Origin of the sequence: Flavobacterium aestuarii (assembly GCF_040049115.1) — a bacterium.
Classification (GTDB): Bacteria; Bacteroidota; Bacteroidia; order Flavobacteriales; family Flavobacteriaceae; genus Flavobacterium; species Flavobacterium aestuarii.
The window spans coordinates 1-16,787 of record NZ_JBDLZZ010000025.1 but is presented as its reverse complement, the minus strand read 5'-3'; the positions used below and the strand labels follow the sequence as shown (position 1 = coordinate 16,787).

Below are 16,787 nucleotides of genomic sequence, written 5' to 3'. Positions count from 1 at the left end.
TATGGAAGATATTATTTCAAAATATACACATTTATACAAAGTAATTTCAACAAATGGTTTCTTAAAAAAAGAAGCGTTAGGGGGTGAAATTCCTTTCTTTATATCGACTTATGATGCCAAACAAGAAATCCAAATTCGGGAATCAATTAAACTCTTAAAAAATAAACTGGAAACTTCTGGTATTTCAATTTTGGAAATAAACTTATACGATGTTGTTTGTGAAATTCTGGAAGAAAAAGGTGGAATTGAAAGAATGTTCAAAGTAGAAAAATCTAAAACAAAAGATAAATTCCAAAGAGCATTACAATCCACTTTAAACATTCATCAAATCTTGATGCCAAGAATAAAAGAAAAAATCGAAAAAGCGGATGCCAAGGTGTATTTCCTCACCGGAATAGGAATGGTTTTCCCATACATACGTTCACACAATATCCTAAACAATCTTCAGAATATTGCAAAAGATGCACCTACGGTTGCATTTTTCCCTGGTGAGTATGACGGTCATACTTTAAATCTTTTTGGTTTATTAAAAGATGACAACTATTACAGAGCATTTAATATTGATAAAATAAAAGCATAATCATGATAATTAAAGATTTTTTTCAAAAAAATATCAATCGAAATATAGAAACGGTTATCAAAGCGGATGATCGTGACCATATCGCTGACGAAGTTGCAGAATATGTAATCACTCGTGAAATAGCTAAAAAAATAACAGATTTTTTCTCTGCATACAACAACTATGGCGGTGCAAATGGAGTTTGGATTTCTGGATTTTTCGGTTCTGGTAAATCCCATCTACTTAAAATTTTATCTTACGTATTAGAAAATAAGGAATTCGATGGTTGCAAAAGCGGTGAACTCTTCGCCGAAAAAATAGAGGATAATGAAATGCTCAAAGGAGATGTGCAAAGGGCAACTCGAATTCCTTCCGAATCCATCCTTTTCAACATTGACCAACAGGCTCAAATAACCAGTAAGGCGGATGAAAATGCCATTTTATCAGTGTTCTACAAAGTATTTTATGACCATTTGGGTTATTACGGTTTTCAACCACACATAGCCGAATTTGAAATGTGGTTAGACAAACAAGGTAGTTATGTAGAATTCAAAACAATGTTCCAAAATAAAAATGGACAGTCTTGGGAGATCGCTAGAAACGATTACTTCGACCCATTAGTTATGGAAGTAGTTTCAGAAGTATTGGGAGAAATAAATAATACTGATGCTTCTAGGTATGAAAATATTTTAGATGATATTGAAGACAGACACAAGCAGTCTATTGAAGATTTTTGTCTTCGCGTTTCTGAATATATCAAAATGAAACCTTCCGGTTTCAGACTAAATTTCTTTGTTGATGAGGTAGGTCAATACATTAGTGACAACACTAAATTAATGTTGAACCTTCAAACTATTGCTGAAACTTTAGCAACCAAAACAAAAGGGAGTTCATGGATTTTAGTAACGTCTCAGGAGGATATGGAAAAAGTGGTTGGGGATATGAATAAAAGCCAACAAAATGACTTTTCTCGAATTCAGGCAAGATTCAAAACCAAAGTACCACTTACCTCTGCAAATGTAGATGAGGTAATAGAAAAAAGGTTATTAAAAAAGAATGAGGACGCTCAAAAACATCTGGTATCAACTTTCAAGAAAGAAAGTGCACATTTAGACACTTTATTGAGTTTTTCTGATGCTGGCGTACAATTCAAAGGGTATAAGAACGATACCGATTTTGCTAACAAAATGCCTTTCGTTTCATACCAATTCGACTTATTTCAAGAATGCCGTAGAGCACTCTCTACGCACAATGCTTTTCAAGGTAAACATGCTTCAGTGGGTGAAAGATCAATGCTTGGCGTGTTCCAGCAAGTAATACAAAAGATCGAGAATAAAGAGGATAATGCTTTAGTAAGTTTTGATTTAATGTTTGATGGTATCCGGAATGAGCTAAGAGGTGAAATTCAAAGTCCCATTACGCTGGCTGAAAAACAATTGGATAATCGTTTTGCTTTCAAGGTGTTAAAAGCATTATTTCTCGTAAAGTATTTCGTCAATTTCAAGACTACAAAACGCAACATTTCAGTTTTAATGATTGATGATGTAAACATTGATTTAAAAAAACATGAGGCAGCCATCGATGAAGCACTAAATGTTTTAGAACTTCAAAGTTATGTACAGCGTAATGGTGATATCTATGAGTTTTTGACTGATGATGAAAAAGATGTAGAACAAGAAATCAAAGCTACAGATATTGATGACCAAGCAATACCTCAGCTCTTAAAAGAACTTTTCTTTGATGATATCATTCGAGACAATAAAATAAAATTCCTGGATAACAAACAGGATTATGAATTCACAAGTAAAATTGATGGAAACATTCTTGGTAGAGAAAAGGAACTAGAAATAGAAATCATCACGGAAAATTTTCATGACTATGATAATCTGGCTTTTATACAATCTCAAACTATGGGAACTGCCGGAATGAAAATGATACTTCCCTCTGATGCATTGTTCATGAAGGATTTGAAAATGTATTTGAGAACCAACAAATATATCAAACAAAATCAATCGACATCAAACCGCCCGGAAGTAAAAAGAATTCTTCAGGAAAGAGCTATTATAAACGCTGAGAGAAGACATAATCTATTGCTATTGGCCAACAAAGCTTTGGCAGCTTCAACTGTAATATTGAATGGGAGAAAATTAGAAACTACTGCAACAGCTGATGGAAAAACATTAGTAATAAATGCTTTTCAAGATTTAATAAAATCGGTATATTCTAACTTAAGAATGTTGGGCGCTATTCAATATAGTGAAGATACTTTCAAGCACACTATTCTTAGCAAACAAGATGATTTATTCGGCACAGATGACCAAACAATCTCAGAAGCGGAAACCGAAATATTAACTTTGATTAACCGTAGAAAAAATCAATCTGACAGGACTTCCTTGAATGACCTTAAAATACATTTTGCCAAACGTCCATACGGTTGGTATCAAAATGCGGTTTGGACAATGGTAGCCAAGTTATACAAGCGTGGTAAAATTGAAATTAAAAAAGATTCTAATGTACTTGAAGATAATGAAGTACTGCATGCACTTTTAAACGCTGCTAACTTTGGTAACACTTTACTGGAACCACAAGCTGTCATTGACCCTAAACTGGTCAAAGATTTAAAACAAACCTATTCAGAGGCCTTCGATGAAAGCTGTTCATTTAATGATTCAAAAGAGGTGGCTAGTGCCTTCAAGAACAAGTTGAAAGAAATGCATCTTGAATTGAATCAATTAATGGCTCGCAAAAGAGAATTACCATTTCTATCAAGTCTTGAGGAATTTAAAGATAAATTAGAAAGGTTAGGCAACAAAGAATATTCGTATTTCTTATCCAACCTAAAAGATTTTGAAGACCATTTATTAGACTCAAAAGAAAACCTCTTGGATCCTATCAAGCGATTCATGAACGGGGATCAAGTCAAAATTTATGAGGGAATAAGAGCGGTTACAAATGGGGACACCTCCAACTTGACTTATATTGAAGGGGATGAATTTGCAACATTGAAAGCTTTATTAGATAATCCTAAACCCTATTTAGGAAACCAAATTAAAGAAGCTAAATCTGCCCAAGATGAATTGACAAGAAAGGTTCAGGAAAGAATAGCCGAAGAAAAATCAAAAGCCATTGCTGCCATAGAACATGCCATTAATGATTTAAAAAGCAAAGAAGAATTCAACACGCTGGATGCTACAAAACAAAATAAAATCACACAACCTTTTCAAGAGGAGATAACCAAAGTACAAAACCAACGTTATATTGCTATCATTAGAGAGGTAAAATCTAAAACATTGGAATACCTGCTGCCGAAGCAATTGAACGAAATGATTCGTTTAACTACACCTATTGCTGCTGGTGGTAGTGATGAAGTCAATGAGCCGACTCCCCATTACATTACAAAGAAAAATATTAAAGTTGACTTTTCAAAAACGGAGTTAAGAACCGAAGATGATGTCAATGAATATATTGAAGCTTTGAGAAAATCGTTATTAGAACAAATTAAACAAACCAGAAGAATATCATTGTAGATGACTAAAAGTGAGTTAATATCAAAATTAGGGGACTTGGAATGGGAAGATTTTGAAGTAAAGGAAGCGAAAGCTGAAGTACCTAAATCGTCTTGGGAAACCGTTAGCGCCTTCGCCAATTCTTCTGGCGGATGGCTCGTTTTTGGGGTGAAACAATCTGGAAAAACCTTTGAGATACAAGGGGTAACTAACCCCGAAAAAATAGAACAAGATTTTCTAAACACGATTCGTGGCGACAAATTCAATGTTCCTATTCCCTCAAAACAGGCCAAATATACTATCGATGAAAAAACGATTCTGGCATTCTACATTCCGGTTTCCAATAAGAAACCCGTCTATTATAATACACAGGCAAACACCTATATCCGAAGAGGAAGCTCAGACCAAAAAGCGACCAAAGAGGAAATTGATGTCTTATATAGAGACCAAACATTTGGTACCAAAACATCAGAAATTGCGCTTGACACTAATCGTTCCAGCCTAAACGAAACTTCTTTGAGACGATACCGGGATTATATGTCCCGTTTTAATCCTAATGTAAGTTACAACCGGTATGACGAAGAAGAGTTTTTACAAAAACTTCGTATCATAGAAAATGGTGCATGTACCTTTGGTGGTTTATTATTACTGGGAAAAAGAGAGGCGATAGAAAAACATTTTCCGGATTTTCGGATCGATTTATTAGAAATACCTGGTACATCTTATTCTGATGCGAAATCGCGCTATACGTTTCGCCTTGATGAACAGGAAAACCTTTGGGAATATTATTTCGAATGTTTTGCCCGTTTGAAACAAAAAGTGGATGTATCCTTTGTATTGTCTGCCGAAGGTTTTGGCGAAGAACTTTCCCCTGGTTTAGTAGCAATTCGGGAAGCATTGGTAAATATGTTGATGCACGCCGATTATTTTTCGCCAGCACATTCTCGAATTCGTATTTTTTCCAATCAAATTGAATTTTACAATCCAGGCGGACTTCCTAAACCTTTAGAAGAGCTCAAAGACAAAGACTTATCAATGCCTAGAAATCCTGTTATTTCAAAGCTTTTCCGTATGGTAAAATTGGCAGAAAACGCTGGTTTTGGTTTTGATAAAATAGAAACCAATTGGAAGGAATACAACCAAACAGCTCCCGAATATGATTTAGAGTTTGATTCTACCATTACCCATTTTTCATTAACTACTGAGTCAGATGATTTACGAGCTAATTACGGGCTAATTAAGGGAAAAAATAAAGAAGATTTCAAAATGATTTGGGAACAATTTCATAAAAAATTCGGAAGAAATCTGGAAGAAAATCAAAACAATCCGGATGACAACATTCATTTTTTACGGGATAATTACGGATTATTTACGGGTTATTTACGGGTTATTTACGGGATAAATTTAGAAGAAATTCAGGAGAAATTCGGAGAAAGAAGCGCATTGATACTAATGTTAGTCGGAATTTATCCAGAAATTACCAGACCACAAATCATAGATATACTAGGAGTCTCTTTGAGTTCTATTCAAAGAGATTTGAATAATCTAAAAAAAATAAATGTGATTAAAAGAGTTGGCTCTGAAAAAAACGGCTATTGGATAATACTATCAAATGAACCTGACATAAACTTGATGTGAACCTGATATGAACCTGATGTGAACCTGATGTGAACAACGCGATACTTTATATGATATTTTAAAATAGTACCAATAACCTTGTAAAAAAAATGATTAGCTGTTGGATTTTTTAATTAATTGACAGGGTAAAATGATAATTGACAGGGTAAAGATATTAACTGTTAGATATTAGCAATTAGGCTAAAATCTAATAGCTTAAAAAATAAAAATAAAAAATGAACACCAACGCACTAAAAAAATTCGCTCAAGAAGCCCGAAGAAAACTAATAGAACAGGTCAGTTCAAAACTGGAATACGTACTAAATACCGATTCACCGGAGCTTAGAGAAAAAGCAGACCAAGTAAGAAAGCTTCGTGAAACCATCAATATTAGTTCGAAGGAAGAGGTCATAGACAAAGTAACCTACACTTGGTTCAATCGATTTATAGCATTACGTTTCATGGATGCCAATGAATACCAACCCATAGGTATTCGGGTGCTAACTCCAAAAGATGGATACACTCTTCCCGAATTGTTAGACGAAGCCAAACAAGGCCATATCCCAGCCGAACTTTCCGTGAAAAAACAACATATTTTTGATTTGTTACATGGAAAAACGCCAAGTGCCAACGCACAAGATGAAGCCTATAAAGAATTGTTGATTGGTGCTTGTAACCATCTCAACAAAGTATTTCCTTTCTTGTTTGAACGAATCAATGATTATACAGAACTTTTGCTCCCTGATGACTTAACATCTGAACTTTCAATTGTTCAAGACATTCGTGATGGTATGACCATTGAAGATTGTTCCGAAGTAGAAATTATTGGTTGGTTGTATCAGTTTTATATCTCGGAGAAAAAAGATGCCGTTTTCGCTTCTAAGGCTGCGGTAAAAAAGGAAGACATCCCAGCTGCTACACAATTGTTTACACCACGATGGATTGTAGAATATATGGTGCAAAATACCGTTGGAAAGTTGTGGCTGCAAAACAAACCCAACTCCAAATTGCGGGAACACATGCCTTATTTTATTGAATCTCCTTCGGTTACTGCTGATGATTTTCTAAAAATAAATTCGGTTGAAGAAATCACACTTTTAGACCAAGCCTGTGGAAGTGGACATATTTTGGTGTATGGCTTTGAATTGTTAGCTAAGATTTATGAAGAAGAAGGATACAACCCAAGCGACATCCCACAACTCATTATAGAAAAAAACGTATTTGGATTTGAAATAGATGAGCGTGCCTCTCAATTGGCTAGCTTGGCATTGATGATGAAAGCCAGAAGCTATAACCGTAGATTTTTCAGAAAAGAGATAGAACCAAATATACTTTGTTACAAAGATTTTCTATTAACCAAAGAAGAAACGATTGAAGCATTTGTACAAATGAATACGCCTCTTTTGGAAGAAGTAGCACACGATTTATTGACGATGCAACAAGCCACCAATTACGGTTCGTTGATACTCCCAAAAACAGAAAAGACAGACTTAGAAAAACTGCTAAAAACAATAAAAGAGCATACCAACTCGAATGACTATTTCCTAAAGTTACAAGCAGAAAAACTGCAACAAGCCATAGAACAATTACTGCTTTTAAGCAACAAATACCATTGTATTGTAGATAACCCGCCCTATATGGGAGGAGGCAACATGAACAAAGTATTGGGCGATTATGTAAAGAAAAATTACCCTGACAGCAAAGCCGATTTAATGGCGTGTTTTATAGAAGCTGGTTTACACATGTTACAACCAAAAGGTTTTCTAGGTATGATAAATCAAGAAACTTGGATGTTTAAAACCACTTATAAAGAATTACGTGAAAAATTGGCCATATTATCATCTATTGATTCTATGCTTCATCTAGGGACAAGAGTATTTAAAGAAATAAATGGAGACAAGGTACGTTCAACATCATTTGTAATGTTGAATACAGATTCACAAAATAATGGGGTATATTATAAGTTAACGGAATATGCTAGTTCTGAATCTAAAAGAAAGTCACTTCTGAATAAGAAGTGTTTGAAATACATATTCGATAAAAAAGCAACTAAAAATATAACAGAATCCAACTGGGCATACTGGTTAACAGACAATGGAGTTCAAGTGCTTAAGAATGCTAAACAACTAAATTCAATTGCAGAACCTAAAAAAGGAATAACAACAGGAAGAGATGAATCTTTCTTAAAATTGTGGTTTCAGGTTAATCATAATGACATCAAATTTAATCAAATAGCTGGACAGCCAACAACTAATAAATGGTATCCTGTCAATAAAGGTGGAGGATATAGAAAATGGTATGGATTATTTGAGTATTTGATTTTATGGGAGAACGATGGTTTGGAATTGAAGAATTTTAGGGATAATAATGGAAAATTAAGGTCAGCAATTAGAAATCTCAATTATAACTTCAAGCAAGGAATTACATGGACGAGTGTTAGTTCAACTGGATTGACTTGTAGATACAGTCCTAGCGGGATACTAATGACTGATAACGGTGCCACAATATTTAATTCTCCAAATGATTTAATCATACTAGGTATTTTAAATAGTAAAGTAGGAGATTATTTTTTGTCTGTATTAACTCCTGGTTTCAAGTATGATGTTGGCGTTATAAATAAATTCCCAATTGTTTCATCTTTGGTTCAAAATGATTCTAAAAATAGCGTTATTTCTTCTATATCTGATATTTGCTGTAAAATATCCAAAAATGAATGGAACTCTAGAGAAATCTCGTGGGATTTCAAACAAAACGAACTCATTCACCACAAATCCCAAGACCTGGAAGAAACCTACGATTTATACCAACAGTATTGGAAAAACAAATTCTTCCAACTCCATAAAAACGAAGAAGAACTCAACGAGCAGTTTATCGAAATCTATGGATTTCAAGAGGAATTGACACCCGATGTTCCATTGGAAGATATTACCATTCTAAAAGAAGAAACCGTAATCCAAAACGGGCAATTAGTGTTTAAAGAAACAGAGGTCTTTGCTCAATTTATGAGTTATGCCGTGGGTTGTATGTTTGGGCGGTATTCCTTAGACAAGGAAGGTTTAATCCTTGCCAACCAAGGCGACACATTGGAGGATTATCTAACCAAAGTGGAAAAATTAGAAAGTGAACTGAGTTTTGTTCCAGATGGAGACAATATTATTCCTGTACTCGATGACGAATGGTTTGAAGATGATATTGTGGGACGTTTTTACGCCTTCTTAAAAGCCAGTTTTGGCACAGCCAACTTTGATAAAAACTTGACTTTTGTTGAAGAATGCTTGGGAGCAGCCGTTCGCAAATACTTTGTAAAGGATTTTTACAATGACCACATCAAACGCTATAAGAAAAGACCCATTTACTGGATGTTCTCTTCTCCAAAAGGTTCATTTAACGTGTTAATCTACATGCATCGTTATTCAACGGATACGCTAAACAATATACTAAACGGTTACCTTATCGAGTACCGAGAAAAACTAAATACGCATAGCGAACATTTAGACCATTTGATAGTTTCCGGTTCTTCAACAGAGCAAACCAAAGCTTCTAAAGAAAAGGACAAACTCAAATTGGTATTGTTAGAACTAAAAGAGTACGAAAGAGAAATCTTGTATCCTTTGGCAACCCAACGTATCAACATCGATTTAGATGAAGGCGTCTTGGTTAATTATAATAAATTTGGCAGCGCCATAAAAGAAGTAAAAGGGCTGAATGATAAAGCCACTAAAAAGAAAGTAATAGCTTTTGATTGGATAAATAAGGAAGAAATTAGGTAATGAGAAATGTTTTTAGTGAATTAGAGTTTCAATTTGCCCTAATGATGGGTTACTATACTTTGTTTTCAAAACAGGATAGTTTGAATTTGTATTTGCCAACAGTATCAGAGGAAAAACATCTGTATGCATCTGATTGGTTTTACGAAAGTGCTCATGGTGTGAACTTGTATCTTCAATTTAAAAAATCTGAGGAAGCAATTCCATTAAGAAAAACGCAACGAAGAGACTTTTTTAATAATTTGAGAAATAATAATAATAGTAGAGATTCTTTATTTGAAAAAGACAGACTTGGGGTATTTGAATTTAAAGTCTACAAAACAAATAATACGCATCAACAGCATAACTTATTATTTAATAATAGTAGGCTACATAGTAGTCTTGCATTATATGTCGCACCAATTTTTACTTCGAGATTCGAACTGCAAAGTAATTTAAAAGAATGGTTAAAAGGGAAAAACTTTTCTTCCAAAATAATTTACAAAATGTTCAACGGCGAACAAAGTGAGACAATTCAATTTAATAGATTTAAGGAAGATTTTGCGTTTTTTCAAGATGTTATTTACATAAAACCTCATGCAGAGATTAATGATGAAGTAAACCACCATTATTGTTTCAATAGAAAGAGAGAAGTTTCCTTTCATTCTGAAATAGTACCTCTCGAAAGAAGTGGCTTTGGATTTATTGATGTTATCAGAGAAATACGTTCTAAATTAGAAAAAGGAAAAACATCGACTATACTTGAAACGGCTGATAAAAATTTACAAGAATTAATATCGTATTTTATGAAAAATGATATTTCTTTAATCAGAAATTATAATCTCGAAAAACTATTTGAAACATCAATCAAAGACTCAACAAGTATTCTTTATCAATTAGACTCATTCAAAGAAAAAAAAGAGTATGGAAAATATGTTTATATTATCAATAAACTTTATCAAGAGGTTTTTGATATTCAAGTAGCTTTCATTTATCCAAGAATTTAACATGAATAAAATAGAAGAAGCACTCAACAAACTATTCGAAAAACATCGTGTTATCTTTTGGTATGATGAAAAAGAAGAATTAGTAGAACAATACCAGGAACTAAACTTTCCGGAGGTAAAAAAAATCCATGTTCAGGGCAATGAGTTTGAGATAAAACACCTCATTAATAAACAGGCACCTGAAGGAAAATTTTTGCTCTATTTTACGGGAGCCAAACCAGCCAATGAAAACAATTGGTTATTAGATATGGAATTGGCGCATCAAATATTTAATACCGACCAAGAAGCCATGTTCCTTCAAGAAATGGGTTTAGGCTATCATTTGAAAGAATTGGTAACCGAACATCTTGAATTCTTCAAGGCAAAAGAACGAAGAGTCAAACTTAAAGAATTTTTAGGTGATGGTGATGAACACCAAGAGATAAAATACAAGATGTTGGCTGTGGTATTTGGAACAGAAAACATCAGTTTAGTAACTTACATTCATGCACATGGAGCGGCATTTTCTGAGAGTAACGAAAAACATGATGTAGCCTTGCAACGCTATAATTTAACCAATTACTATTGGGGAGAAATTAAAAGAAAGTACAATTATCAAAACGAAAGTCCATCGATTTATGATTTTCTTTTAGAAGTATTCAATACCAATTTCATACTGGGTAAAAAATCCGGACTGGCAAAAGAAACAAGATTATTACTTTCCTTATGGAAAGATACCATTCAATTCAGAGACTATTTCGCCAAAGTTTCAGATAAAATCGCATCGGATATCGGGGTGGAAAGTAAATTAGACCAAGCTTCAATTGACGATATAATTGGTGATGATTTATTCAAATTAAGCGATGTTAAAGTAATACATGAATTGGTTCAGTTGATTACTTCAGAAAGTATATCAAATGAAAAAGTAATTCAATATGTAAAGCAAAGGGAGAATAAATTTTGGTTTGAAGAAGTGGAATCTTTTTATCAAAGTTTGTTATTTGCATCCGATTTAATTGCACTAATTCGCAAACAAGCCCAAACCAAATATGCCACATTTGAAGAAGGTACAGAACATTATGCCGCTTCCTTATATGAGGTAGATTTAATGTATAGAAAATTCATTTGGAATTACAGAAAAACATCCCAGAACAAAATATTAGCCGATCTCGCTGTTAAAGTGGAAAAGGTATATTCTAATGACTGGTTACTGATATACAATAACAATTGGCAAAGCACAATCGATAAACTAAAGTCTTGGCCAAAAGACATCCGAACAAGTCAGAGGAGTTTTTTCGATACACATGTTAAGCCTGTATTAGATAAAAAACAACGTTTATTCGTAATTATTTCTGATGCTTTGCGATATGAATGTGGAGCAGAACTAACGAAACGACTTCAATCGGAAAATCGTTATGAAGCAACAATGAATCACATGATTAGCAGTTTGCCTTCCTACACACAACTTGGAATGGCTTCTTTGCTTCCTCATAAAGTACTAAGCATTCAAGAAAATTCAGATATTGTATTTGCTGATGGAATGTCTAGTAGTGGAACTCAAGGAAGAACAAAAATATTGGAAGTAAATTCAGGAGTGAGAGCTACAGCAATCAAAGCTGAGGATTTCATGAAAATGAATTCAGCAAAAGAGCGTGGTTCTGATGGTTTTGTTCAAAGTTATGATCTTATCTACATTTATCATAACAGGATTGATAAAACGGGTGATGATAAAACTACTGAGGAAAAAGTGTTCGAAGCAGTTGATGACGAGTTACAATTTTTGATGGAAATGGTTAAAAAAATTGCAACTATGAATGGAAACAATATGTTTGTTACTGCCGACCACGGATTTATTTACCAACATAACGAACTTGAGGATAGCGATTTCAGTGTATCCAATCATACTGGAACGATCTGGAAAGAAAACCGAAGATTTGTTATCGGTAGGGATATCACAAATGACAATGCAACCAAAGCTTTTAAAGGGGAATATTTGGGAATACAATCAAATATTGATGTCTTAATCCCAAAATCCATCAACAGACTTCGCGTAAAAGGAGCTGGTTCCCGATTTATACATGGTGGAGCTTCGCTCCAGGAAATTGTTATTCCATTAATAAAAATTAGTAAAACAAGACAAAATACAACATCACAAGTAGCTATTGATATTATAAAATCTACTGATAGAATCACAACAAATATTTTAGCGGTTTCATTCATACAAACAAATTCAGCAAGCGAACAAGTACTGCCAAGAACTATTCGAGCAGTTATTCGAGCAGAAGATGGTGAAGATTTGAGTGACCAATTCAAATACATCTTTGACATTGAAGAAGGAAGTGAAAGACAAAGAGAAGTAAAACACAGATTCCAATTAAGTTCAAAAGCCAGTGTTAAATACAAAAATCAACGTGTCAAACTGATCTTGGAAGAACCGGTTGATGGAACAACCAAATGGAAACACTATCAAGACTATTACTACACACTAAACATTTCATTTACAAACGATTTTGATGATTTTTAATATATGAAGGCATTAGATATAAAATTAAACGAGCATTTCGGTGGTAAAGTAGTACGTAAAGATCTTACCAAATTGGTAAAGGGAAATGCGATTGTTCCCATATATGTATTGGAATATTTGTTGGGACAATACTGTGCCACAAATGATGAAGAAACAATCATTCAAGGCGTAGAAACCGTTAAAAAAGTAATTGCACAACACTTTGTACATCGTGATGAGGCACAGATTATTAAATCGACTGTTCGTGAAAAAGGATCTCATAGAATTATTGATAAAATTTCAGTAAAACTAAATGACAAACAAGACCAATATGAAGCCTATTTTGCCAATCTTGGTTTAAGTCGCATTCCTATTAGTGATGCTATAATAAGAGAACATCAAAAGCTATTATCAAGCGGTGTTTGGTGTATTCTTACCTTGGCTTATCTCTCTACCGATGAAAAAAACAGTTCACCATGGATTATAGAATCCATAAAACCCATACAAATTTCCGTTAGCGACCTTGATGAATACAAGGAAGGCAGAAAAGCATTTTCCAAGGAAGAATGGATGGATGTGCTATTGCAAACCATGGGATTAAATCCAGAGGAATTTACTTTTCGTTCCAAATTATTACAATTGACCAGATTAGTTCCTTTTGTTGAGAACAACTATAATTTAATCGAATTGGGGCCCAAAGGAACAGGAAAATCACATATTTTTTCTGAGTTGTCACCACACGGAATGCTGATTTCGGGTGGAGAAGTATCGAAAGCAAAACTATTTGTAAATAATAGTTCAGGTGAAATTGGATTAGTTGGATATTGGGACGTAGTGGCCTATGATGAATTTGCAGGTAAAACCAAAAACACGGATCGTGGTTTAGTTGACATCTTGAAAAACTACATGGCCAACAAATCTTTTTCCAGAGGAACACAGGTTTATGGAGCTTCCGCTTCTATGGCATTTGTGGGTAATACAGACCACACCGTTCCTTATATGTTAAAACACAGTGATCTTTTTGATGCACTGCCAAAAGATTATTATGACACCGCATTTCTGGACAGGATTCATGCCTACTTGCCAGGATGGGAAGTACAGAAGTTAAGAAACGACATGTTCACTTCCGATTATGGTTTTATTGTAGATTATCTCGCAGAAATACTAAAAGAACTTCGCAAAGAAGACAGAACCCATGAGTTTGAAAAATTCTTTGAATTATCAGACACTATAACCACAAGGGACAAAACAGCCATTATAAAAACATTTGGGGGTTTAGCAAAAATAATCTTTCCACATTCGGTAATGACGGAGGAAGATATAAAAGAACTATTAGATTTTGCTATTGAATGCAGAAAACGTGTAAAACAGCAGTTGCAAAAAATGGATGAAACTTTCGAAGAAGTGGATTTCAGCTATACCAATAAAAATACTAGAAAAGTTACATCAATTGAAACATTAGAAGTTCTGGAACACGGCGTGCCTTCAACTTTTGATGTATCGAAAGACGACAATCAAACAGCGGTAACTCCAAAAGAAAAAGAGGTAAAACTTGAATTGCTGGATGGTCAAAAAATCATAAGAGACAATCAAACTGGAATTTCTTATGATAATTTATTTGGAGCCTACCTAATTGGAGCCACAGACATTAAAATCATCGACCCTTATGTTAGACTTCCTTATCAACTAAGAAACTTCATGGAATTAGCACGTCTGGCTTCCGAGAAAAAAGACCCGGACGTTGAAGTAAAATTGCATCTTGTTACAAGCAATAACGAAGATTACATAGAAGGCGCCAAAGATGCCTTTGAACAAATGACCTATTCATTAGAATCCATCGGAATACTTTTTACCTATGAATTCGACGAGAATATTCATGATCGTTCCGTCGTTTTAGACAATGGTTGGAAAATCCTTTTGGGAAGAGGTCTTGACATCTGGCAAAAAACGGGAGGCTGGTATGACATCAATGAATACATACAGGAACAAAGGCTTTGCAAGGCTTGTGAAATTACTTTTTTGAAAAAATAAAGCAAGAGATTATGAAATCGCCATGATTCAAAATTATAAACACAAATGAAGAATGGCGATTTATCAATCCAGATAATGAAAATACGAGATTTGCTTAATAATTAGCTAAACTGCTTAGTAAACGTTGCTTTATTGTATTTTTAAAAGAATCAGGTTCCACCACTTGCAATCCCTCTCCAAAAGATAAAATCAGTTTTTCCAATTCATGATTGGGAATCACTTCAATAGAAAAACTAAAACCGTTACTATCATTACTAATTTTTTTCTGGGAACCATGCAAAGGTTTGGTCATTATGTAAGGTGCTAAATCGGGAGTTGCTTGCAAAGTGATTTTTGAAACTATAGATTCCGGAGAAATAGAAACCCCAATGACATCATCAAAATACTCATTAAAATCAATTGAGGAAACCTGATACTTTTTGTCTATTTCCGAAAAAGAAACAATTCTATCCAAAGCTAGATTGGTGAAATTCTCAAATTCTGGATTGTTTCCAATCAAAAACCAGCGATTATTATATTGTTTCAGATAATGAGGATGAATTTCTAATGTAGTCATCACATCGCTTTTGAACGATTGATAATCCACACACAATACTTTTTTGTACAAAATAGCATTAAACAAATCGCCTAGAAAGTGAATGTTTTTAAGGTATTCATTGGCATCAAAACTAATAATTTCCCTTTCGTGTGATTCCAATTTGAAAGCTTCTTGCAATTTCAAAATCAATTCATTGACCCATTCAAACTGTGGCATCCCTTTAAAACGGGACAAAACCAATAAAGCCGATTTCAATTTTTCGGCTTCCAATTCATTCATCGGTTGTTTATTGATAGAAAAATCGGAAGTTTCATAACGATAATATACTTTCCGCCCTTCTTTAATTCGATCTAATGGAACAGACCAACCTTGGCTACTTTCCATAAACTTAATATCTTCAAAAAGTTGACGTTTTTTTATGCCGTCCCCATCAGGATTGAGTTCATACAAAGCTTCATTACAATATTCTAATAAGTCATCTAAATAAAATTTCTTGCTAAAATTACTAAAGCATTTGTCTAAAGCATGAAAACGAATAAGAGCATTTTTGTTGATAGCCATAGTTGAAAAATTGATACCGTAAATTTAAAACTAAACTATGCAAATAGACTGCACCAATAGCAAATAGTTTTGTAATCTAATTTAAAAAGAAAATAGTATGAACAAGAAAATTATGATTATCGCAGGAATTTTTACTTTTATGTTTAATGGAAATGTATTTGGACAGGAAATTAAATTTAGTGATTTGGCATCATCAAGTAGAGGCGAATTCACTTCCTATATCAGTAAAGATGGTTCAATTTATAAAATTGGCGATAGAATAAAAATAGGTGTGCCTTCGTCTAATAAAACATTTGCTTTTATTACAGAAGGTGATGGTTTTTTATTGCCAATCACACCGCTGTTAGTACAAGCCAGTGGACAAGAAAGCGAAATTAAAAGGATATTCGTTACAGGAAATAAAAGAGCTGGGTATTCCGTTGCTTTTAGAACAAAAGGGATTACAGGATTATCAAACTATTCGATTATGGTTGAAAACGCAATTGAGACTGGAGAAATTAAATCCTTTGGGATGACCAGCAGTGAAGCATTAGTGGCATTAAAAGAAGCAAAAGACAAATTAGATCTTGGGTTAAAAACACAAGAAGAATATAATGTTATCAAAGCAGAATTAGTAAAATATATAAAATAGAAACTATTAGAAAAAGCTTATAAATAAGAAACTACAAGTTTTGTAAATAACTTCCAACTATAAAGATTGTGTTATAGCCAAAAGAAAGTCTATTTTTATAATATATTAA

General features: G+C 33.8%; 9 protein-coding genes. 8 read left to right on the top strand and 1 reads right to left on the bottom strand.

Annotated features, from left to right (window positions below; genetic code table 11):
• The first annotated feature begins 1 nt into the window (after position 1).
• The 7 genes from ABEG11_RS17970 (at position 2) to brxL (ending at position 14,948) form a co-directional block, all read left to right on the top strand.
• Entirely contained in the window at positions 2-580 is a 579-nt protein-coding gene (locus ABEG11_RS17970; protein WP_348825570.1) for a DUF1788 domain-containing protein, read from the top strand.
• A 2-nt stretch (positions 581-582) separates the two neighbouring features.
• On the top strand, positions 583-4,086 hold the full coding sequence (brxC, locus tag ABEG11_RS17965) for a BREX system P-loop protein BrxC (RefSeq protein WP_348825569.1): 3,504 nt from the start codon (positions 583-585) through the stop codon (positions 4,084-4,086).
• Positions 4,087-5,703: a DUF8451 domain-containing protein gene (locus ABEG11_RS17960; RefSeq protein ID WP_348825568.1), complete on the top strand. Its 1,617-nt coding sequence runs from the start codon at positions 4,087-4,089 to the stop codon at positions 5,701-5,703.
• A gap of 215 nt (positions 5,704-5,918) precedes the next feature.
• Positions 5,919-9,452: a BREX-1 system adenine-specific DNA-methyltransferase PglX gene (gene pglX / locus ABEG11_RS17955; protein ID WP_348825567.1), complete on the top strand. Its 3,534-nt coding sequence runs from the start codon at positions 5,919-5,921 to the stop codon at positions 9,450-9,452.
• On the top strand, positions 9,452-10,435 hold the full coding sequence (locus ABEG11_RS17950; RefSeq protein WP_348825566.1) for a hypothetical protein: 984 nt from the start codon (positions 9,452-9,454) through the stop codon (positions 10,433-10,435). Before pglX ends, ABEG11_RS17950 begins: the two co-directional genes overlap by 1 nt.
• Before the next feature lies 1 nt (position 10,436).
• Positions 10,437-12,938: a BREX-1 system phosphatase PglZ type A gene (gene pglZ / locus ABEG11_RS17945; RefSeq protein ID WP_348825565.1), complete on the top strand. Its 2,502-nt coding sequence runs from the start codon at positions 10,437-10,439 to the stop codon at positions 12,936-12,938.
• A 3-nt stretch (positions 12,939-12,941) separates the two neighbouring features.
• The gene (brxL, locus tag ABEG11_RS17940; protein WP_348825564.1) at positions 12,942-14,948 is read left to right on the top strand and encodes a BREX system Lon protease-like protein BrxL; all 2,007 of its coding nucleotides are present in this window, start codon (positions 12,942-12,944) and stop codon (positions 14,946-14,948) included.
• Between the two features lie 94 nt (positions 14,949-15,042).
• On the opposite strand, the gene ABEG11_RS17935 is transcribed toward brxL, so the two are convergent.
• The gene (locus ABEG11_RS17935; RefSeq protein ID WP_348825563.1) at positions 15,043-16,047 is read right to left on the bottom strand and encodes a helix-turn-helix transcriptional regulator; all 1,005 of its coding nucleotides are present in this window, start codon (positions 16,045-16,047) and stop codon (positions 15,043-15,045) included.
• Positions 16,048-16,144: 97 nt separating this feature from the next.
• On the opposite strand from ABEG11_RS17935, the gene ABEG11_RS17930 reads away from it, so the two are divergent.
• Positions 16,145-16,678, top strand: a complete 534-nt coding sequence (locus ABEG11_RS17930) for a hypothetical protein (protein ID WP_348825562.1) — start codon at positions 16,145-16,147, stop codon at positions 16,676-16,678.
• Positions 16,679-16,787: the final 109 nt, after the last annotated feature.

Bases quoted from the DNA above. Each gene is read 5' to 3' on its own strand.
- ABEG11_RS17970 (WP_348825570.1), top strand. From the start codon at position 2: ATGGAAGATATTATTTCAAAATATACACATTTATACAAAGTAATTTCA.
- brxC (WP_348825569.1), top strand. From the start codon at position 583: ATGATAATTAAAGATTTTTTTCAAAAAAATATCAATCGAAATATAGAA.
- ABEG11_RS17960 (WP_348825568.1), top strand. From the start codon at position 4,087: ATGACTAAAAGTGAGTTAATATCAAAATTAGGGGACTTGGAATGGGAA.
- pglX (WP_348825567.1), top strand. From the start codon at position 5,919: ATGAACACCAACGCACTAAAAAAATTCGCTCAAGAAGCCCGAAGAAAA.
- ABEG11_RS17950 (WP_348825566.1), top strand. From the start codon at position 9,452: ATGAGAAATGTTTTTAGTGAATTAGAGTTTCAATTTGCCCTAATGATG.
- pglZ (WP_348825565.1), top strand. From the start codon at position 10,437: ATGAATAAAATAGAAGAAGCACTCAACAAACTATTCGAAAAACATCGT.
- brxL (WP_348825564.1), top strand. From the start codon at position 12,942: ATGAAGGCATTAGATATAAAATTAAACGAGCATTTCGGTGGTAAAGTA.
- ABEG11_RS17935 (WP_348825563.1), bottom strand. From the start codon at position 16,047: ATGGCTATCAACAAAAATGCTCTTATTCGTTTTCATGCTTTAGACAAA.
- ABEG11_RS17930 (WP_348825562.1), top strand. From the start codon at position 16,145: ATGAACAAGAAAATTATGATTATCGCAGGAATTTTTACTTTTATGTTT.